Genomic DNA, 18,075 nt, shown 5'->3' on the forward strand with positions numbered 1-18,075 from the left:
GGCAGTCGCCACCCATGAAGCTCGTCTTCGCAGGCACCCCCGAGGTCGCCGTTCCCGCCCTGGACGCCCTGCTCGCCTCCGGCCGGCACGAGGTGGCCGCCGTCGTCACCCGCCCGGACGCCCCGGCGGGACGCGGCCGGCGGCTGGTCGCGAGCCCGGTGGCCCAGCGGGCGGAGGAGGCGGGCATCGAGGTCCTCAAGCCGGCCCGGCCGCGGGACGAGGAGTTCCTGGCCCGGCTGCGGGAGATCGCCCCCGACTGCTGCCCGGTCGTCGCCTACGGCGCCCTGCTGCCCAAGGTGGCCCTGGACATCCCCGCCCGGGGCTGGGTCAACCTGCACTTCTCGCTGCTGCCGGCCTGGCGCGGCGCCGCGCCCGTGCAGCACTCGCTGATGGCGGGCGACGAGGTGACGGGCGCGTCGACCTTCCTCATCGAGGAGGGCCTGGACTCCGGACCGGTCTACGGCGTGGTCACCGAGGACATCCGGCCGACCGACACCAGCGGCGACCTGCTCACCCGGCTCGCCTTCGCGGGTGCCGGGCTGCTCGCCGCGACCATGGACGGCATCGAGGACGGCGCGCTCCAGGCCGTCCCGCAGCCGGTCGAGGGGATCACCCTCGCCCCGAAGATCCAGGTGGAGGACGCCCACGTCGACTTCGCCGCCCCCGCCCTGCGGGTGGACCGCGTGGTCCGCGGCTGCACCCCGGCCCCCGGCGCCTGGACCGTCTTCCGGGGCGAGCGCCTCAAGCTGATCCAGGTCGCCCCGCTGCCCGACCGCACCGAGCTCGCCCCGGGGCAGCTCGCCGTGGGGAAGAACAACGTGTACGCGGGCACCGGCTCGTACGCCGTGGAGCTCCTCTGGGTCCAGCCCCAGGGCAAGAAGCCGATGAAGGCCGCGGACTGGGCCCGCGGCGTGCGGATCGCCGAGGGCGAGCGCCTCGGCGTCTGACGGCGCCGCCGGTCCCGCCGCGGCGGGACCGGCGGCACGGCCGCGGGGTCGGGCCGGCCGCCGGCGGGGCCCGGACGGTCCGCCGGGGGCGTTTTCCCCGGCTGGCGCCGACGGACGTACGCTGAGGTGGTTCGACCCCTCATTTCGTCACGCGGAGCACCTTTGAGCGAGCAGGCACGTCGCCGTCCCCACAAGCCCTACCGGCGGCCCCAGAAGGACCCCGTCCGGATGCTCGCCTTCGAGGCGCTGAGGGCGGTGGACGAGCGCGACGCCTACGCGAACCTGGTGCTGCCGCCGCTGCTCAAGAAGGCCCGTGAGGGCGGGAGCTTCGACGGCCGGGACGCGGCGCTCGCCACGGAGCTGGTGTACGGGACGCTGCGCCGCCAGGGCACGTACGACGCGATCATCGCGGCCTGCATCGACCGGCCGCTCCGCGAGGTCGACCCGCCGGTGCTCGACGTGCTGTCGCTCGGCGCCCACCAGCTGCTCGGCACCCGGATCCCCACCCACGCCGCCGTCTCCGCCAGCGTCGAGCTGGCACGGGTCGTGCTCGGTGACGGGCGGGCCAAGTTCGTGAACGCGGTCCTGCGGAAGATCTCGCAGCAGGACCTGGACGCCTGGGTGGCCCAGGTCGCCCCGCCGTACGACGCGGACCCCGAGGACCACCTGGCGGTCGTCCACTCGCACCCCCGCTGGGTCGTCTCGGCGCTCTGGGACGCGCTGGGCGGCGGCCGCGCCGGGATCGAGGACCTCCTGGAGGCCGACAACGAGCGCCCCGAGGTCACCCTCGTGGCCCGCCCCGGCCGCTCGACCACCACCGAGCTCGCCGAGGCCACCGAGACCCTGCCGGGCCGCTGGTCCCCCTACGCCGTCCGGATGGCCGAGGGCGGCGAGCCCGGCGCCATCGAGGCGGTCAAGGAGGGCCGGGCCGGCGTGCAGGACGAGGGCAGCCAGCTCGTGGCGCTCGCCCTCGCGGCCGCGCCGCTCGACGGCCCGGACACCCGCTGGCTCGACGGCTGCGCGGGCCCCGGCGGCAAGGCCGCGCTCCTGGCGGCCCTCGCCTCCGAGCGGGGGGCCGCCCTGCTCGCCTCGGAGAAGCAGCCGCACCGCGCGCGCCTCGTCGAGCGCGCCCTCGCCGGGAACCCCGGCCCGTACCAGGTGATCGCCGCCGACGGCACCCGGCCGCCGTGGCGCCCCGGCTCCTTCGACCGCGTCCTCATGGACGTCCCCTGCTCGGGTCTCGGCGCGCTCCGCCGCCGGCCCGAGGCGCGGTGGCGGCGGCGCCCCGAGGACCTGGACGGCTTCGCGCCCCTCCAGCGGGCCCTGCTCACGGAGGCGCTCGCCGCGGTCCGCGTCGGCGGGGTCGTCGGGTACGCGACCTGCTCGCCGCACCTGGCCGAGACGCGGGTGGTCGTCGACGACGTCCTGAAGAAGGTCGGCGGCGCCGAGCTGATCGACGCCCGCCCGCTGATGCCCGGGGTGCCGGCGCTCGGCGACGGTCCCGACGTCCAGCTCTGGCCGCATCTGCACGGCACGGACGCCATGTACCTCGCCCTCGTCCGCCGTACGGCGTGAAGCCGGGCTCCGCCGATCCGCCGCACGGCGTGACGCCGGGCTCCGCCGACCCTTCGATCACCTGACCGTAATCTCCCGGTCTGATCCGGTCCCGACTCGTCGCTTCGCACCGAAAATGGTCTGGACCGGATCCGAAACCGCTCGGCGGCAAAGAAGTACCCAAGAACGTGGGAGGCTTGGCACATGGCGCAGATCAACCCCAGCATCCTGTCCGCGGACTTCGCCCGGCTCGCCGATGAGGCGCGGGCCGTCGAGGGGGCCGACTGGCTCCACGTCGACGTGATGGACAACCACTTCGTGCCCAACCTGACCCTCGGTGTGCCGATCGTGGAGTCGCTCGCCCGTGCGACCGACACCCCGCTCGACTGCCACCTGATGATCGAGGACCCCGACCGCTGGGCGCCCCAGTACGTCGAGGCGGGCGCCGGTTCGGTCACCTTCCACGTCGAGGCGGCCGCCGCGCCCGTCCGGCTCGCGCGGGAGATCCGGGCCAAGGGCGCGCGCGCGTCGATGGCGCTCAAGCCGGCCACGCCCATCGAGCCGTTCGAGGACCTGCTCCCCGAGCTCGACATGCTGCTGATCATGACCGTCGAGCCCGGCTTCGGCGGCCAGGCCTTCCTCGACATCATGCTGCCCAAGATCCGCCGCACCCGGGAGCTGATCTCCAAGCACGGTCTGGAGCTGTGGCTCCAGGTCGACGGCGGGGTCGCCGAGTCCACCATCGAGCGGTGCGCCGAGGCCGGTGCGGACGTCTTCGTGGCCGGTTCCGCGGTCTACGGCGCGGCCGACCCCGCGGCCGCCGTCGCCTCGCTGCGGGCCCGGGCGGAGGCCGTCACGGCCACCGCCCCGTGGGCGTGTGGCCACTGAGCCTCCGGTCGGTGAACGCGGTCCGTCGGGTCGTCGACGGGACTGATCAAGGCCCGCCGTATCTGACAGGATGGACGGCGAGTCCAGAGTGTGAACGACAACGGCACGCGAACGGCGTGACGTGGACGTCGGTACGTGAACAGCGGTACGAGAACAGGTGAGGAGATCGCGGTGGCGGGTATGTCGGCGGGACGGTCAGCCCTGCGGATGGGCCCCGCGGAGCTGGTGCAGGCGGCGGCCATGGCCCGTCGCTTCTACCTCGAGGGCAAGTCCAAGATCCAGATCGCCGAGGAGTTCGGCGTGAGCCGCTTCAAGGTGGCCCGGGTCCTGGAGACCGCCCTGGAGCGCGATCTCGTCCGCATCGAGATCCGCGTACCGGCCGAGCTGGACGCCGAGCGCTCCGACGCGCTCCGCGCCCGCTACGGGCTCCGCCACGCCGTCGTCGTCGAGTCCCCGGCGGAGGGCGAGGACGAGTCGCCCGACCCGGAGAACCTCGGCGAGGTCGCGGCCGACCTGCTCGGCGAGCTGGTCACCGAGGGCGACGTCCTGGGCCTCGCCTGGGGCCGCTCCACGATCCACATGGCGGCGGCGCTCGACCGGCTGCCCCCGTGCACCGTCGTCCAGCTCACCGGCGTGTACGACGCCGGGACCGCCGAGCGCGGCTCCGTCGAGGCCGTCCGCCGCGCCGCCCAGGTCTCCGGCGGCGAGGCCCACCCGATCTACGCGCCCATGCTGCTGCCCGACCCGGCGACCGCGGCCGCGCTGCGCAGCCAGACCGGCATCGCGCGGGCCTTCGAGTACTTCGACAAGGTGACCGTCGCCTGCGTCTCCATCGGCTCCTGGGAGCCGGGCATCTCCACCGTCCACGACATGCTCTCGGACGAGGAGCGCGCCCACTACGCCTCGCTCGGCGTCGCCGCCGAGATGTCCGCGCACCTCTTCGACGCCGAGGGCCGCCGGGTCGGACGCGACCTGGGCGAGCGCTGCATCACCGTCGAGGCCGACCGGCTGCGCCGGATCCCCGAGGTCGTGGCCATCGCCGGCGGCCAGCGCAAGGCGGCGGCGATCGGCGCGGTGCTCCGCTCCGGCCTCGTCACGAGCCTGGTCACCGACCGCGCCGCGGCGGACTACCTGCTCACCGAGTCCAGCCCGGGCACCCACCCGGCGCTCGACCGGACGGACCCCGACGGCGTCTGAACGAGGACCCGGCGTTCCGGGTCGTTCGAGGGCCGGAGCGTCCCGTGCCGGTAGGTTGCGGGACATGTCGCTCCGGCCCTCGCGCATGCTCCTCGCGCTCCTCCTCTGCGTCCTCCTGGCCGGGTGCTCCACGTCGGGCGGCGGTGCCGCACCGGCCGCGCCCGCCCGCACCAGCGCCGGCGCCACCGCCGAGGCGCCCGCCCCCACCGGGGACTCCGGACTGCCCGCCGTCCGGGCCGCCGACCTGCCGCCCGAGGCACGCCGGACGCTGGACCTCATCGCCCGCGGCGGCCCCTTCCCGTACGCCAAGGACGGCGCCGTCTTCTCCAACTTCGAACGGCTGCTGCCCCGCGAGCCGCGCGGGTACTACCGCGAGTTCACGGTGAAGACCCCGGGGGAGCGCGACCGGGGGGCGCGTCGGATCGTCACCGGCCGGGAAGGCGAGATCTACTGGACCGACGACCACTACGCGAGTTTCCGGGAGGTGATCACGGATGGGGATTGACGAACCCGTCGTCCTCGACCTGACCGGCGTCACGGACAAGGCCGGACTCATGGACCGGTGCGCCGCGGCCCTCGCCCTGCCCGACTGGTTCGGCCGCAACTGGGACGCCCTCGCCGACTGCCTGTCCGACCTGCCCGAGCCGGTCACGCTCGTCGTCACGGGCTGGCGGGAGTACGCCGGGAGACACCCGCGCGACTGGCGGACCGCCCAGGACGTCTTCGCCGCAGCCGTGGACGAGCGCCCCACCCGCCTCGCGGTCCTCCTCTCCCTGGGGCAGGCCTTCGGAGGATCCCACGAACCCCCTGCCGCAAGCCTCGGATGATTCGCCCGGGGCTGGTATTCGTACAGGCGTGGGACAATGAACTACGTGCTTTTTCCCCTGGCTGAAATGCCTAGGGGCCGATCCGAACGACTGGGATGTCAGCACGTGCGTTTCCTCAATGACGTCAAGCCGCCCTACGACCTGACGTACGACGATGTGTTCATGGTGCCGAGCCGCTCGGCCGTCGGTTCCCGCCAGGCGGTGGACCTCTCCTCGCCGGACGGAACCGGCACCACGATCCCGCTGGTCGTGGCCAACATGACCGCCATCGCCGGCCGTCGCATGGCCGAGACCGTCGCCCGCCGGGGCGGACTGGTCGTCATCCCGCAGGACATCCCGATCGAGGTCGTCACCGACGTGATCTCGTGGGTCAAGAGCCGCCACCACGTGCTCGACACCCCGATCGTCCTCGCCCCCCACCAGACCGTCGCCGACGCGCTGTCGCTGCTGCCCAAGCGGGCCCACGACGCCGGCGTCGTCGTCGACGAGGACCGCCGCCCGGTCGGTGTCGTCACCGACGCCGACCTGACCGGCGTGGACCGCTTCACCCGGCTCTCCGAGGTCATGTCGAAGGACCTGCTCCTCCTCGACGCCGACATCGAGCCGCGCGACGCGTTCAACACCCTCGACCACGCGAACCGCCGCTACGCCCCGGCCGTGGACAAGGACGGCCGCCTGGTCGGCATCCTGACCCGCAAGGGCGCGCTCCGCGCGACCCTGTACACCCCCGCCACCGACGCCGAGGGCAAGCTGCGCATCGCCGCCGCCGTCGGCATCAACGGCGACTTCACGGGCAAGGCCAAGCAGCTCCTCGACGCGGGCGTCGACACGCTCGTCATCGACACGGCGCACGGCCACCAGGAGTCGATGATCGCCGCGATCAAGGCCGTGCGCGCCCTCGACCCGCACGTCCCGATCGTCGCGGGCAACATCGTCGCCGCCGAGGGCGTGCGCGACCTCATCGAGGCCGGCGCGGACATCATCAAGGTCGGCGTGGGCCCCGGCGCCATGTGCACCACGCGCATGATGACCGGCGTCGGCCGCCCGCAGTTCTCCGCCGTCCTGGAGTGCGCCGCCGAGGCCGCGAAGTTCGGCAAGCACGTCTGGGCCGACGGCGGCGTCCGGCACCCGCGCGATGTCGCCATGGCGCTCGCCGCCGGCGCGTCGAACGTGATGATCGGCTCCTGGTTCGCCGGGACGTACGAGTCCCCGGGCGACCTCCAGCACACCGCCGACGGCCGCCCCTACAAGGAGTCCTTCGGCATGGCCTCGGCCCGCGCCGTGCAGAACCGCACGAGCGAGGAGTCGGCCTACGACCGCGCCCGCAAGGGCCTCTTCGAGGAGGGCATCTCCACCTCGCGCATGTTCCTCGACCCGGCCCGGCCGGGCGTCGAGGACCTGATCGACTCGATCATCGCGGGCGTCCGCTCCTCCTGCACCTACGCCGGTGCCGGCTCGCTCGCCGAGTTCGAGGAGAAGGCCGTGATCGGCATCCAGTCCGCCGCGGGCTACGCCGAGGGCAAGCCGCTGCACGCCAGCTGGAGCTAGTCCCGAGCGTTCGGTGACAGGTGCGGGCCCCCGGGAACTCCCTCCCGGGGGCCCGCCGCCGTCCCGTACGGTCACCGCATGGACCCTGTGGACCGTACCGAGATCCGGCCCTGCCGCGCCGCCGACCTGCCCCTGCTCGACCGGCACCTTCCCGCGCCCGGGGCGCCGACCCGGCACGCGGACCGGTTCGCCCGCCAGGAGGCCGGGGCGGGCACGTACCTCCTCGCCTGGCGGGACGGGGTGCCCGTCGGCCACGGGCAGGTCCGCTGGGACGGCTGCGCGGCCCCGGAGGTACGGGCCGCGGTGGGGGAGTGCCCGGAGTTCAACGGCCTCGACGTCCGGGAGGGGCTCCGCGGGCAGGGCATCGGCACGGCCCTGGTCCGCGCGGCCGAGGCGCTGGTGCGCGAGCGCGGCGGGACCGTCCTGGGGCTCGGTGTGGGACACGGCAACCCCCGGGCGGCGGCGCTCTACGCCCGGCTCGGCTACACGCCGGTCGTCGCCTACACGGACCGCTGGACCTGGACCGACCCGGAGGGCCGGACGCACGCCGACGCCGACGCCTGCACCTTCCTCGTCAGGACCCTGGAGGAAGCGGACGCCCGGCGGGCCGCGCCCCGTCCAGGACGCCGCTGAGGGCCTCCACGACGGCCGCCGCGATCCTGGCGTGGCCGCGGTCGTTGGGGTGCAGGCCGTCCGCGAGGTCCTCCGCGTCGAGCAGCGGCCGCCCCGGGAGGAGCAGCAGGTGCCCGTCGCCCTCCGCCGCCAGGTCCCGGCCGGCCCGCTCCATCGCCCGCCGCAGCTCCGTGAGGGTCGCTCCGAGGGCGTTGCGGGTGTGCTCCGCCTCCGGGCGCAGCACGGGCGAGACGAGCAGCAGCGGGGTCTCCGGGTGGCCCCGGCGCACCAGGCCCACGAAGGCCCGGACGGTGGCGTAGAGCCACTCGGCCGTCGCCGGGACCGTCGACCAGCAGTTGGTGCCGAACGCCAGGGTGATCACCTCGCCGGGCAGCCGCGCCAGATGCTCCGCGAGCGGCAGTTCGCCGCGCGCCCCTCCCGCGAACCCGAGGTTCACCGCGTCCAGCCCCAGCAGCCGGCCCGCCGTGGCGGGCCAGGAGTGCGCGGGGCGGGTCGACCACCAGCCCTCGGTGATCGAGTCGCCGTGGACCAGCCAGCGGGGCTGGGCGGGGGCGGGGGACAGCGCCCCGCCGAGGGGCTGGAGGGCGAGCGGCACCGGTGCCTGTCCCTCGGGGAGGTGGACGGTGAAGACGCCGCCTCCGGGGGGCAGCGGGAGCGTCACGGTGGCCTCGGCGGCCGGGGCGGCGCAGGCCTCGCCGACGAGCCGCGTACCGCTCCACAGGGCGAAGCAGTGGCGGAGCCCGGCGAGCGGGTCGTCGGCCTCCGGGACGGCCGCCCGGTAGCGCAGCCGCACCGCGCGCGTGCCGGGGGCGGCGGTGAACTCCAGCCGTACGCCGATGGGCAGCGCGGCCCGCTCGGCGATGTCCCACGGCAGTCGCCCGAGGTCGTCGGGGTCGGCGCGGACCGGCCTGTTCCCGTCCAGCCAGGCCGTGCCGCGCAGGAAGGGCGCCGGGTCGAGCCAGCCCACCGGGGCCTCCGATCGAGGGGGTCGTGGAGCCCTCGCAGCGTGGGTCATGGGGCCCGAGGAGTCAATGCGCGAGGGAGGTGGTTCACCTGCCCCCAATGGGTGGATTCATGCGGGGGAGCGCAATGTTTCCCCGTCTGCGATCCCAGCGCGCAATGATCATCCGGCAGTGCGCAACAACCCTGCATTACGAGTGCGAACCTCTGACCCTTAGGCTCGTGCCTCGTACCAGGAGTGGCGTGGACCGTCTGCTCGGCGGTTCCCCTCCCCCGTGGGCGTCTTCGGTGATGCCCGCGTACCGCTGCGGTCCCCGCGTCACGACGACAGGCAGCGATAAGGAGCCTCCGCAGTGCTGGACCACGGCGCAGCCCCACCGGTCGAGGAATCGACCACCCGCAAGACCTCCGCTCTCGGCGCACTGACCCGGCGCAAGCCGGTGGAACAGCTGGTCGCAGAGGGTGGACAGGGTGAGGGTGGCAGTCTCCGCCGCTCGCTCTCCATGTGGCAGCTGACCATGATCAGCATTGGCGCCACGCTGGGCACCGGCATCTTCGTCGTCCTCGGCGACGCCGTTCCGAAGGCCGGCCCGGCGGTCACCGTCGCCTTCGTCATCGCCGGTCTGACGGCGCTCTTCTCCGCGCTCTCCTACGCCGAGCTGGCCGGCTCCATACCGGTCGCGGGCTCCTCGTACTCGTACGCGTACGCAACGATGGGTGAACTCGTCGCCTGGGTCTGCGGCTGGTGCCTGGTCCTGGAGTACGGCGTCTCGGTCGCCGCCGTGGCCGTCGGCTGGGGCGAGTACCTCAACGAACTCCTCGACGGCACGATCGGCGTCACGCTCCCGGCGGCGGTCTCCTCGGCCCCCGGCGAGGGCGGTTTCATCAACCTGCCGGGCCTGATCGTCGTCCTGCTCGCGATGGTCTTCCTGCTCGGCGGCGCCCGCGAGTCCGCCGTCGTCAACACCATCATGGTCTTCGTGAAGATCGCCGCGCTGGTGCTCTTCTGCGCCATCGGCTTCATGGGCTTCAAGTCCGGCAACTACGAGGACTTCATGCCGCTCGGCATGGCGGGCGTCAGCGCCGCCGGAGCCAGCCTCTTCTTCTCGTACATCGGCTTCGACGCCGCCTCCACCGCCGGCGAGGAGGCCAAGGACCCGAAGCGCGACCTGCCCCGCGCGATCATGCTCTCGCTGCTGATCGTCACGGTCCTCTACGTCCTGGTCGCGGCCGTCGCCGTCGGCGCGTGGAACTGGAAGGACTTCGACGGTTCCGAGGCCACCCTCGCCGCGATCATGAACGACGTCAGCGGCCAGAAGTTCTGGGGCACCCTGCTCGCCGCCGGCGCCGTCATCTCGATCGCCAGCGTCGTGCTCACCGTCCTCTACGGCCAGACCCGCGTGCTCTTCGCGATGTCCCGCGACGGTCTCGTGCCCAAGGCCTTCGGCAAGGTCAACGCCAAGACCGGCACCCCCCGCATCAACACCGTCATCGTGTCGCTGTTCTGCGGCGCCCTCGCCTCCGTCATCCCGCTGGGCAAGCTCGTCGACGCCACCAGCATCGGCACCCTGTTCGCCTTCGCCCTGGTCAACATCGCGGTCATCGTGCTGCGCCGCACCCGCCCGACGATGGACCGCACCTTCCGCGTGCCGCTCGGCTGGACCTTCCCCGTCCTGGGCTTCCTGTTCTGCGTCTACAACATGTTCAGCCTCGACGCGGTCACCTGGGTGGTCTTCGGTTGCTGGATGGCGGCGGGCCTCGTGTTCTACTTCCTGTACGGCATGCGCCGCTCCCGGCTGGCCTCCGCGCCGGCCGTGGCAGAGACCTCAGCAGAGAAGTGATCCACCCGTAGTGCGACTCAACGACCTCGACGAACGCATCGTCCACGCCCTCGCGGAGGACGCCCGCCGCAGCTACGCCGACATCGGCTCGCTCGTCGGCCTCTCCGCCCCCGCCGTGAAGCGGCGCGTGGACCGGCTCCGGGCCGAGGGCGCCATCACCGGATTCACCGTACGGGTGGACCCGGCGGCGCTCGGCTGGGAGACCGAGGGCTTCGTCGAGATCTACTGTCGCCACAACACCTCGCCGGACGACATCCGGCGGGGTCTGGAGCGGTATCCCGAGGTGGTGTCCGCGTCGACCGTCACCGGCGACGCGGACGCCGTCGTCCAGGTCTTCGCCTCGGACATGCGCCACTTCGAGCGGGTCCTGGAACGCATCGCGGGCGAGCCCTTCGTGGAGCGCACCAAGTCCGTCCTGGTGCTGTCGCCCCTGCTCCGGCGCTTCTCCTCGGGCTCGCCCGCGTAGCGCCCGGCGGCTCGGGGGTCCGGGGCCGTGCGGCCCCGGGCGATAGGAGCGGCGCGGGCCGTGGTTCCCGCGCCGCCCCCGCCCGCCCACCCCCGTGGGGCGGTCTACTCGGTCGGGTACGGGACGTTCCACGGCACCACGTGGAAGTCACCCGTACCGGCCTTCACCTTCTCGAACGGGGCCGAGCTCAGGCACGGGGGCACTTCGAGATCCGACGCACGGCCGACCCAGCTGTAGCCGAGCCGGTCGCGCCGGCCGTCGTCGTTCACCGAGACGCCGACCCGCTTGCCCCGGAGGTGGTCCAGGTCGGTCTCCGTGACCACGCCCGTCACCACGGCGACCCGGCCGCCGGTGACGAGGCAGTCCACCTTCGCCACGGCGTAGCCGCCCTTCCCGTCCTTGTAGTGGCTGAACCGGAAGGTGCCCGTGGCCGCCTGCGGGTCCTTGACGTCCTTCTTCGCCAGACGGGCGTCGAAGGCGAACGTGATGTCGTCGCCGGCGGGCCGGTAGAGCTTGGCCGTGCCGGTCAGCGCGGCCGCCTCCCGGGACACGCGCGGGCCGTGCCCCTGCTCGACGTCCGCCGAGGCGACGGCGATTCCTCCGGCTCCCAGCGTGAGCAGGACGGCGGCGGCGACGGCGACGGTCTTCGTGCGGCGGTTCATGGTCGTTTCGGTCCTTTCGGCAGGTCAACCGGACGACCACCACTCTTCCGCGGCGCCCGCCGCCCGGCGTCGCGCCGCAGGACGGTTCCCCCTCCGCCGCGCGGCGGAGACGGACCCCGACTCCGGGCGGAGCCGTACGCAACGAATCGCCGCCGCACCCGTCGATCGCGCAACGGTTCGACGGTCGGTCCGCAACGCTGCCGTCTTGTCCCGACCGAGCGCGAAACCGTACCGTTTTTGACGTCTTCCCCCTGTACTCCGACCTCCGAGGATCACGCATGCCCGCGCTGCGCACCGCCCTGCTCCAGAACTCCGGTGAGCTCGGTGACGTGGCCGCCAACCTCAAGATCCTCGACGAGGCGGCCGGCCGCGCCGCCGCCGCCGGAGCGGACCTGCTGCTCGCCCCCGAGCTCTTCCTCACGGGGTACGCCATCGGCGCCGACATGGCGCGGCTGGCCGAGCCCGCCGACGGTCCGTCCGCCCGCGCCGTCGCGGCCGTCGCGGTCCGCCACGGCCTCGCCGTCGGCTACGGCTACCCGGAGCGCGACACCGAGCGGCACGGCGTCCTGTACAACGCGGCGCGGCTCGTCGGCGCCGACGGCGAACCGCTCGCCGACTACCGCAAGACCCACCTCTTCGGCGGATTCGAGACGACCTGGTTCACCCCCGGCGACCGGCCCGTCGTCCAGGCCGAGCTCGGCGGACTCACCGTCGGCATGATGATCTGCTACGACGTCGAGTTCCCCGAGAACGTACGGGCGCACGCGCTGGCCGGCACGGACCTCCTCCTCGTGCCGACCGCGCTCATGCACCCCGCCGAGATCGTGCCCCTGTCCGTGCTCCCGGTCCGCGCCTTCGAGAACCAGCTGTACATCGCGTACGCCAACCGGACCGGACCCGAGGGCGACTTCGAGTTCGTCGGCCTCTCCACCCTCGTGGGGCCCGACGGCACCGCCCGGGCCCGGGCCGGCCGCGGCGAGGACCTCGTCCTCGGCGATGTCGACCCCGCCTTCCTCGCGGCCTCCCGCGAGGAGAACCCCTACCTCCGCGACCGGCGCCCGGGGCTCTACGGCTCCCTCGTCTGAGCCGCCCCCCGCCCCGCGCAGTCGCCCAGTCTCACCCTTTTTCCGTGCAAGGAGTCCGTACCCCATGACGTCCACGGTGCCCACGACCGCCGTCCCCCACAGCGACGGCCAGCCGCCGATCACCATGTTCGGGCCGGACTTCCCGTACGCCTACGACGACTTCCTGGCCCACCCGGCCGGCCTCGGCCAGATACCGGCGACCGAGCACGGCACCGAGGTCGCGGTCATCGGCGGCGGCCTGTCCGGCATCATCGCCGCCTACGAGCTGATGAAGATGGGCCTCAAGCCCGTCGTGTACGAGGCCGACCAGATCGGCGGCCGGCTGCGGACCGTGGGCTTCGAGGGCACCGCCACCGAGGGCCTCACCGCCGAGATGGGCGCCATGCGCTTCCCGCCCTCGTCGACCGCGCTCCAGCACTACATCGACCTCGTCGGCCTGGAGACCACGCCGTTCCCCAACCCGCTGGCCGAGACGACCCCCTCGACCGTCGTCGACCTCAAGGGCGAGTCGCACTACGCCACCACCGTCGACGACCTCCCGCAGGTCTACCGCGACGTGATGAACGCGTGGAACGCCTGCCTCGACGAGGGCGCCGACTTCTCCGACATGAACCAGGCCATGCGCGAGCGCGACGTCCCGCGCATCCGCGAGATCTGGTCGAAGCTCGTCGAGAAGCTCGACAACCAGACCTTCTACGGCTTCCTCTGCGAGTCGGAGTCCTTCAAGTCCTTCCGGCACCGCGAGATCTTCGGCCAGGTCGGCTTCGGCACCGGCGGCTGGGACACCGACTTCCCCAACTCCATCCTGGAGATCCTCCGCGTCGTCTACACCGAGGCCGACGACCACCACCGCGGCATCGTCGGCGGCTCGCAGCAGCTGCCGCTGCGCCTGTGGGAGCGCGAGCCGGAGAAGATCGTCCACTGGGCGCCGGGCACCTCGCTCAGCTCCCTGCACGACGGCGCCCCGAAGCCGGCCGTGACCCGGCTGAACCGGACCGCCGGCAACCGGATCACCGTCACCGACGCCTCCGGCGACATCCGCACCTTCCAGGCGGCGATCTTCACCGCCCAGTCCTGGATGCTGCTCTCCAAGATCGCCTGCGACGACTCGCTCTTCCCGATCGACCACTGGACGGCGATCGAGCGCACCCACTACATGGAGAGCTCGAAGCTGTTCGTCCCGGTCGACCGGCCGTTCTGGCTGGACAAGGCCGTCGACGACGAGGGGAACCCGACCGGCCGGGACGTCATGTCGATGACGCTCACCGACCGGATGACCCGCGGCACGTACCTCCTGGACGACGGCCCGGACAAGCCCGCCACCATCTGCCTCTCGTACACCTGGTGCGACGACAGCCTGAAGTGGCTGCCGCTGTCCGCGAACGAGCGGATGGAGGTCATGCTGAAGTCGCTGGGCGAGATCTACCCGAAGGTCGACATCCGGAAGCACATCATCGGCAACCCGGTGACGGTCTCCTGGGAGAACGAGCCCTACTTCATGGGCGCGTTCAAGGCGAACCTGCCCGGTCACTACCGCTACCAGCGGCGCCTCTTCACGCACTTCATGCAGGACCGGCTGCCCGAGGACAAGCGGGGCATCTTCCTCGCGGGCGACGACATCTCGTGGACGGCCGGCTGGGCCGAGGGCGCGGTGCAGACGGCGCTCAACGCGGTGTGGGGCGTGATGCACCACTTCGGCGGCGCCACCGACGGGACGAACCCCGGTCCGGGCGACGTGTACGACGAGATCGCCCCGGTCGAGCTGCCGGAGGACTGAGCCGTCCGGCCGGGGCCGTGGAGGCCCGGCCGGTTCGGAGCGTGCTCAGGGCATGGTCAGGGGGGTGAGGAGCATCCGCCCCACCAGGCCCACCGAGCGGTCGAGGCGTTCCGTGAACTCCTCGGCCAGCTCGGGCAGGCCGCGCAGCTGCCACAGCGAGCGCGCCACCAGCCAGGCCCCGTCGCGGGCCCGGTCGAGGCTCCAGCAGCCGAGCAGATGCGTCAGCGGGTCCGCGACCTCCAGGAGGTCCGGGCCCGGCATCAGTTCCTCCCGGATGCGCTCCTCCAGGAGGACCAGGACGTCGCCGACCCGGTCGAACTCGTCCTCCAGATCGGCGGGCGCGCACTCCAGGACCCGGCAGGTGTCGACCACCGCGAGCGCCAGGTCGTGGCCGATGTGGGCGTTGATCCCGGCCAGCGCGAACTGCAGCGGCCGCACCCCGGGATGGCGGCGGTAGCGGAACAGCGGCCGCCAGCACGCGGGGGAGGGGAGTCCGGTGGCCGCCGCGTCCACCGCGGCCAGGTACCGCTCGGCGAACCGCACGTCGAGGGTGGCGGCGGCCCGCCGGTCGGCGAAGCCGCCCGCCTCGATCGCGTGGCCGATCTCCTCCGTGACGGTGAGGTAGACCCGGTTGAAGACGGCGACCCCGTCGGCCGGATGCCAGGCCGCGCGGAACGCCCGCATCCGGTCCACCACGGGGTCGACCGCGAGGAACGGGCCGGGCTGCCGCCCGACCCGCCGTGTCTGTTCGCTCTGCCCGATCTGCTGGGTCTGCGCCATGCGGGCAGGCTCCCAGCCGCCGGGCCCGGGAGGGAACTCCTCCGGCCCGGCTTCCCCAGAACGGGCGAATCCCTCAGCTCTTCGACGGCGGCTCGTCCCCGGACGTGCTCTCGTACGAGCTGGTGCCGGAGTCCAGCAGCGGCTCCTGCTGCTTGAGGTGGGCCGGGGCCAAGGCCCGCAGCACGTGGTAGCCGGTGATGACCACGATCGTGCCGAGCGCGATGCCGCCCAGCTCGAAGGTGTCCGTGAAGGTCAGCTTCACCCCGCCGACGCCGATGATGATGCCCGCGGCCGCCGGGACCAGGTTGAGCGGGTTGCGCAGGTCGACCTTGGCGTTGATCCAGATCTGGGCCCCGAGCAGGCCGATCATGCCGTACAGGATGACGGTGATGCCGCCGAGGACGCCGCCGGGGATGGCGGCGACGACCGCGCCGAACTTCGGGCAGAGGCCGAAGAGGAGGGCGAAGCAGGCGGCGGCCCAGTAGGCGGCCGTGGAGTAGACCCGGGTGGCGGCCATGACGCCGATGTTCTCCGAGTACGTGGTGTTCGGCGGGCCGCCCACGGCCGTCGACAGCATCGAGGCGGCGCCGTCGGCGGCGATCGCGGTGCCGAGCTGGTCGTCCAGCGGCTTGCCGGTCATCTCGCCGACGGCCTTCACGTGTCCGGCGTTCTCGGCGATCAGCGCGATGACGACGGGCAGCGCGACGAGGATCGCGGACCACTCGAAGCTGGGGGCGTGGAACGAGGGCAGTCCGACCCAGTCGGCCCGGCCGACCGCGGAGAGGTCGAGCCGCCAGTGGTCGGTGACCTCGCCGCTCGCGGACATCGAGTGGATCGTGCCGAAGACCAGGTCGGAGATCCACGAGACGGCGTAGCCGAAGATCAGGCCGAGGAAGATCGCGATGCGGGACCAGAAGCCGCGCAGACACACCACGGCCAGGCCGGTGAACAGCATCGTGAGGAGCGCCGTCCACTGGTCCTGCGGCCAGTACGTGGCCGCGGTGACCGGGGCCAGGTTGAAGCCGATCAGCATCACGACGGCGCCGGTCACGATCGGCGGCATCGCCGCGTGGATGATGCGCGCGCCGAACCGCCGCACCGCGAGACCGGCGAGGAAGAGCACCGCGCCGACGACGAACACCGCGCCCGTCACGGTGGCGCTGGTGCCGCCCGCGGCCCGGATGGCGGCGGCGACGCCGACGAAGGAGAGCGAGCAGCCCAGGTAGGAGGGGACCGTGCCGCGGGTCGCGAGCAGGAAGATCGCGGTCGCGAATCCCGACATCATGATCGCGAGGTTGGGGTCCAGGCCCATGAGGACCGGGGCGACGAACGAGGCGCCGAACATCGCCACGACGTGCTGCGCGCCGAGGCCGACCGTGCGGGGCCAGGAGAGCCGTTCGTCCGGGCGGACGACGGCTCCGGGAGCGGGTGTCTTCCCGTCGCCGTGCAGGGTCCAGCGCACGCCGAGGTTCATGAGGTGGCTCCCGTTCTACGGTTCAGGCGGCCGCGTCGCGACCGCAAAAGATCAGCCACATGGTATGCGCCGCCGGAGGCCGGGGACGGGCGCCCCGGCCTCCGGCGGCGCCGTCCGTCCGGACCGGGGCCGCTGAGGGGCCGTCTAGCCGACGGGGCCCGGGGTCCGCTCCGGGGCGGCCTCCGCCGGCGCGGACTCCCGCCCGCCGGAGCGGAGGACGCCCGCGCCCAGGACGAGCCCCAGGGCGAGCAGGGTGACCAGGCCGAACGAGAAGACCAGCGAGGTCGCGTCGGCGATGCCGCCGATCGCCGAGGGGGCGATGAGCCCCGAGGTGTACGTGATGGTGGCGACCCCCGCGATGGCCTGGCTCGGGTTCGGGCCGCTGCGCCCGGCCGCCGCGAAGGCCAGCGGGACGACGACCGCGACCCCGAGGCCGATGAAGCCGAAACCGGCCATGGCGACGGCGGCGTGCGGGGCGGCGACGACCATGACCCCGCCGAGGGTGGCGACGGCGCCTCCCACCCGTACCGTGCGGACCGCGCCGAAGCGGTCCACGACCCGGTCGCCGGCCAGCCGGGCGACGGTCATGGTCAGCGCGAAGGCGGTCGTGGAGGCGGCCGCCAGCCCGGCCGAGCCGCCCAGCTCGTCCCGGAGGTAGACGGCCGACCAGTCGAGGCTCGCGCCCTCCGCGAAGACCGCGCAGAAGCCGACCGCGCCGATGATCAGCGCGGACTTGGGCGGCAGCGAGAAGCGGGGCGGCGCCTCCCCGTCCGGGGTGCTGTGCACGTCCAGGACGCCCTGGCAGAAGACCAGGCCGAGGGCGGTGAGCACCAGGGCCGCGATCAGGTGGTGGAGCCGGGCGTCGGCGCCCAGGTGCGCGGCGACCGTGCCCGCGGCGGACCCGATGAGGGCGCCGGCGCTCCACATGCCGTGCAGGCTCGACATGATGGACCTGCCGAGCCGGTTCTCGGTCTCGACCCCCAGCGCGTTCATCGCCACGTCGGACATGCCGGCGGTCGCGCCGTACACGAAGAGGGCGGCGCACAGGCCCCAGACGTTCGGGGCGAGCGAGGGCAGGGTCAGGGCGAGGGTCCAGAGGGCGAGCAGGCCGCGCAGCGCCGTCCGGGCCCCGAGGCGGTGCGAGACGGCCCCGGCCAGCGGCATCGCGAGGGAGGCACCGAGCGCGGGGAAGGCGAGCGCGAGCCCGAGCTGGCCCGCGCTCACGCCCGCGTGCTCCTGGATCCAGGGGATGCGGGTGGCGAAGCTGCCGGTCACGGCGCCGTGGACGCAGAAGACTGCGGCGACGGCGAAGCGTGCCCGCCGCAGGCGATCGGTGCGGGTGACGGTCTCCGCCGCCATGGGCCCTCCCTGGGTGGTGTGGTGTCGTCGAACGGGTGCGGCCGTAAACTATCAGGAACCCTGCCTGATAAATAGAC

Annotated in this window: 17 protein-coding genes; 12 read left to right on the plus strand and 5 right to left on the minus strand. The window is 73.1% G+C overall.

Annotation, left to right across the window (positions count from 1 at the left end):
* Positions 1-14: 14 nt before the first annotated feature.
* From fmt to ACY0MR_RS29875, 8 genes are all read left to right on the plus strand, one after another.
* The gene (gene fmt, locus ACY0MR_RS29840; RefSeq protein WP_361854841.1) at positions 15-947 is read left to right on the plus strand and encodes a methionyl-tRNA formyltransferase; all 933 of its coding nucleotides are present in this window, start codon (positions 15-17) and stop codon (positions 945-947) included.
* Positions 948-1,109: 162 nt separating this feature from the next.
* Positions 1,110-2,522, plus strand: coding sequence for an RsmB/NOP family class I SAM-dependent RNA methyltransferase (locus ACY0MR_RS29845; RefSeq protein ID WP_404084321.1), 1,413 nt, complete (start codon positions 1,110-1,112; stop codon positions 2,520-2,522).
* Between the two features lie 183 nt (positions 2,523-2,705).
* A complete protein-coding gene (rpe, locus tag ACY0MR_RS29850; protein ID WP_361855298.1) occupies positions 2,706-3,389 on the plus strand; it encodes a ribulose-phosphate 3-epimerase in 684 nt (227 codons plus the stop codon).
* A gap of 180 nt (positions 3,390-3,569) precedes the next feature.
* Entirely contained in the window at positions 3,570-4,586 is a 1,017-nt protein-coding gene (locus ACY0MR_RS29855; protein WP_030316333.1) for a sugar-binding transcriptional regulator, read from the plus strand.
* 64 nt (positions 4,587-4,650) lie between these two features.
* Positions 4,651-5,091, plus strand: coding sequence for a guanyl-specific ribonuclease (locus ACY0MR_RS29860; protein ID WP_388806403.1), 441 nt, complete (start codon positions 4,651-4,653; stop codon positions 5,089-5,091).
* Positions 5,081-5,413, plus strand: coding sequence for a barstar family protein (locus ACY0MR_RS29865; RefSeq protein WP_388806401.1), 333 nt, complete (start codon positions 5,081-5,083; stop codon positions 5,411-5,413). The genes ACY0MR_RS29860 and ACY0MR_RS29865 overlap by 11 nt, the downstream gene beginning before the upstream one ends.
* 105 nt (positions 5,414-5,518) lie before the next feature.
* Positions 5,519-6,961 (plus strand): GuaB1 family IMP dehydrogenase-related protein, encoded by a 1,443-nt coding sequence (locus ACY0MR_RS29870; RefSeq protein WP_361855289.1) that lies wholly within the window; start codon positions 5,519-5,521, stop codon positions 6,959-6,961.
* 78 nt (positions 6,962-7,039) lie between these two features.
* A complete protein-coding gene (locus tag ACY0MR_RS29875) occupies positions 7,040-7,594 on the plus strand; it encodes a GNAT family N-acetyltransferase (protein ID WP_473556350.1) in 555 nt (184 codons plus the stop codon).
* Here the strand turns inward: ACY0MR_RS29875 and ACY0MR_RS29880 are convergent.
* The gene (locus ACY0MR_RS29880) at positions 7,536-8,561 is read right to left on the minus strand and encodes a GDSL-type esterase/lipase family protein (protein WP_404084315.1); all 1,026 of its coding nucleotides are present in this window, start codon (positions 8,559-8,561) and stop codon (positions 7,536-7,538) included. The two genes, ACY0MR_RS29875 and ACY0MR_RS29880, sit on opposite strands and share 59 nt — an antisense overlap.
* 346 nt (positions 8,562-8,907) lie before the next feature.
* On the opposite strand from ACY0MR_RS29880, the gene ACY0MR_RS29885 reads away from it, so the two are divergent.
* Entirely contained in the window at positions 8,908-10,395 is a 1,488-nt protein-coding gene (locus ACY0MR_RS29885; protein ID WP_388806394.1) for an amino acid permease, read from the plus strand.
* A 10-nt stretch (positions 10,396-10,405) separates the two neighbouring features.
* Entirely contained in the window at positions 10,406-10,861 is a 456-nt protein-coding gene (locus ACY0MR_RS29890) for an Lrp/AsnC family transcriptional regulator (RefSeq protein WP_015032260.1), read from the plus strand.
* A gap of 104 nt (positions 10,862-10,965) precedes the next feature.
* On the opposite strand, the gene ACY0MR_RS29895 is transcribed toward ACY0MR_RS29890, so the two are convergent.
* Positions 10,966-11,523 (minus strand): Repetin, encoded by a 558-nt coding sequence (locus ACY0MR_RS29895; protein WP_388806392.1) that lies wholly within the window; start codon positions 11,521-11,523, stop codon positions 10,966-10,968.
* Between the two features lie 278 nt (positions 11,524-11,801).
* On the opposite strand from ACY0MR_RS29895, the gene ACY0MR_RS29900 reads away from it, so the two are divergent.
* Together ACY0MR_RS29900 and ACY0MR_RS29905 are read left to right on the plus strand one after the other, a co-directional pair.
* Positions 11,802-12,608, plus strand: coding sequence for a carbon-nitrogen hydrolase family protein (locus ACY0MR_RS29900; protein WP_473556354.1), 807 nt, complete (start codon positions 11,802-11,804; stop codon positions 12,606-12,608).
* A gap of 64 nt (positions 12,609-12,672) precedes the next feature.
* Positions 12,673-14,385 (plus strand): flavin monoamine oxidase family protein, encoded by a 1,713-nt coding sequence (locus ACY0MR_RS29905; RefSeq protein WP_388806388.1) that lies wholly within the window; start codon positions 12,673-12,675, stop codon positions 14,383-14,385.
* A 45-nt stretch (positions 14,386-14,430) separates the two neighbouring features.
* On the opposite strand, the gene ACY0MR_RS29910 is transcribed toward ACY0MR_RS29905, so the two are convergent.
* From ACY0MR_RS29910 to ACY0MR_RS29920, 3 genes are all read right to left on the minus strand, one after another.
* Positions 14,431-15,165 carry a DUF5995 family protein gene (locus ACY0MR_RS29910; protein WP_473556357.1) on the minus strand — a complete coding sequence of 245 codons (735 nt, stop codon included), beginning with the start codon at positions 15,163-15,165 and terminating at the stop codon, positions 14,431-14,433.
* Between the two features lie 73 nt (positions 15,166-15,238).
* Positions 15,239-16,639, minus strand: coding sequence for a uracil-xanthine permease family protein (locus tag ACY0MR_RS29915; RefSeq protein ID WP_473556359.1), 1,401 nt, complete (start codon positions 16,637-16,639; stop codon positions 15,239-15,241).
* 144 nt (positions 16,640-16,783) lie between these two features.
* Positions 16,784-17,998, minus strand: a complete 1,215-nt coding sequence (locus tag ACY0MR_RS29920) for an MFS transporter (RefSeq protein WP_404084305.1) — start codon at positions 17,996-17,998, stop codon at positions 16,784-16,786.
* Positions 17,999-18,075: the final 77 nt, after the last annotated feature.

The organism is Streptomyces sp. JN8 (genome assembly GCF_055808075.1).

What these genes read in the sequence shown, in the direction of transcription:
- rpe (WP_361855298.1), top strand. Translation starts at nt 2,706, where the DNA reads ATGGCGCAGATCAACCCCAGCATCCTGTCCGCGGACTTCGCCCGGCTC.
- ACY0MR_RS29920 (WP_404084305.1), bottom strand. Translation starts at nt 17,998, where the DNA reads ATGGCGGCGGAGACCGTCACCCGCACCGATCGCCTGCGGCGGGCACGC.
- ACY0MR_RS29855 (WP_030316333.1), top strand. Translation starts at nt 3,570, where the DNA reads ATGTCGGCGGGACGGTCAGCCCTGCGGATGGGCCCCGCGGAGCTGGTG.
- ACY0MR_RS29895 (WP_388806392.1), bottom strand. Translation starts at nt 11,523, where the DNA reads ATGAACCGCCGCACGAAGACCGTCGCCGTCGCCGCCGCCGTCCTGCTC.
- ACY0MR_RS29875 (WP_473556350.1), top strand. Translation starts at nt 7,040, where the DNA reads ATGGACCCTGTGGACCGTACCGAGATCCGGCCCTGCCGCGCCGCCGAC.
- ACY0MR_RS29915 (WP_473556359.1), bottom strand. Translation starts at nt 16,639, where the DNA reads ATGAACCTCGGCGTGCGCTGGACCCTGCACGGCGACGGGAAGACACCC.
- ACY0MR_RS29865 (WP_388806401.1), top strand. Translation starts at nt 5,081, where the DNA reads ATGGGGATTGACGAACCCGTCGTCCTCGACCTGACCGGCGTCACGGAC.
- ACY0MR_RS29860 (WP_388806403.1), top strand. Translation starts at nt 4,651, where the DNA reads ATGTCGCTCCGGCCCTCGCGCATGCTCCTCGCGCTCCTCCTCTGCGTC.
- ACY0MR_RS29910 (WP_473556357.1), bottom strand. Translation starts at nt 15,165, where the DNA reads ATGGCGCAGACCCAGCAGATCGGGCAGAGCGAACAGACACGGCGGGTC.
- fmt (WP_361854841.1), top strand. Translation starts at nt 15, where the DNA reads ATGAAGCTCGTCTTCGCAGGCACCCCCGAGGTCGCCGTTCCCGCCCTG.
- ACY0MR_RS29900 (WP_473556354.1), top strand. Translation starts at nt 11,802, where the DNA reads ATGCCCGCGCTGCGCACCGCCCTGCTCCAGAACTCCGGTGAGCTCGGT.
- ACY0MR_RS29905 (WP_388806388.1), top strand. Translation starts at nt 12,673, where the DNA reads ATGACGTCCACGGTGCCCACGACCGCCGTCCCCCACAGCGACGGCCAG.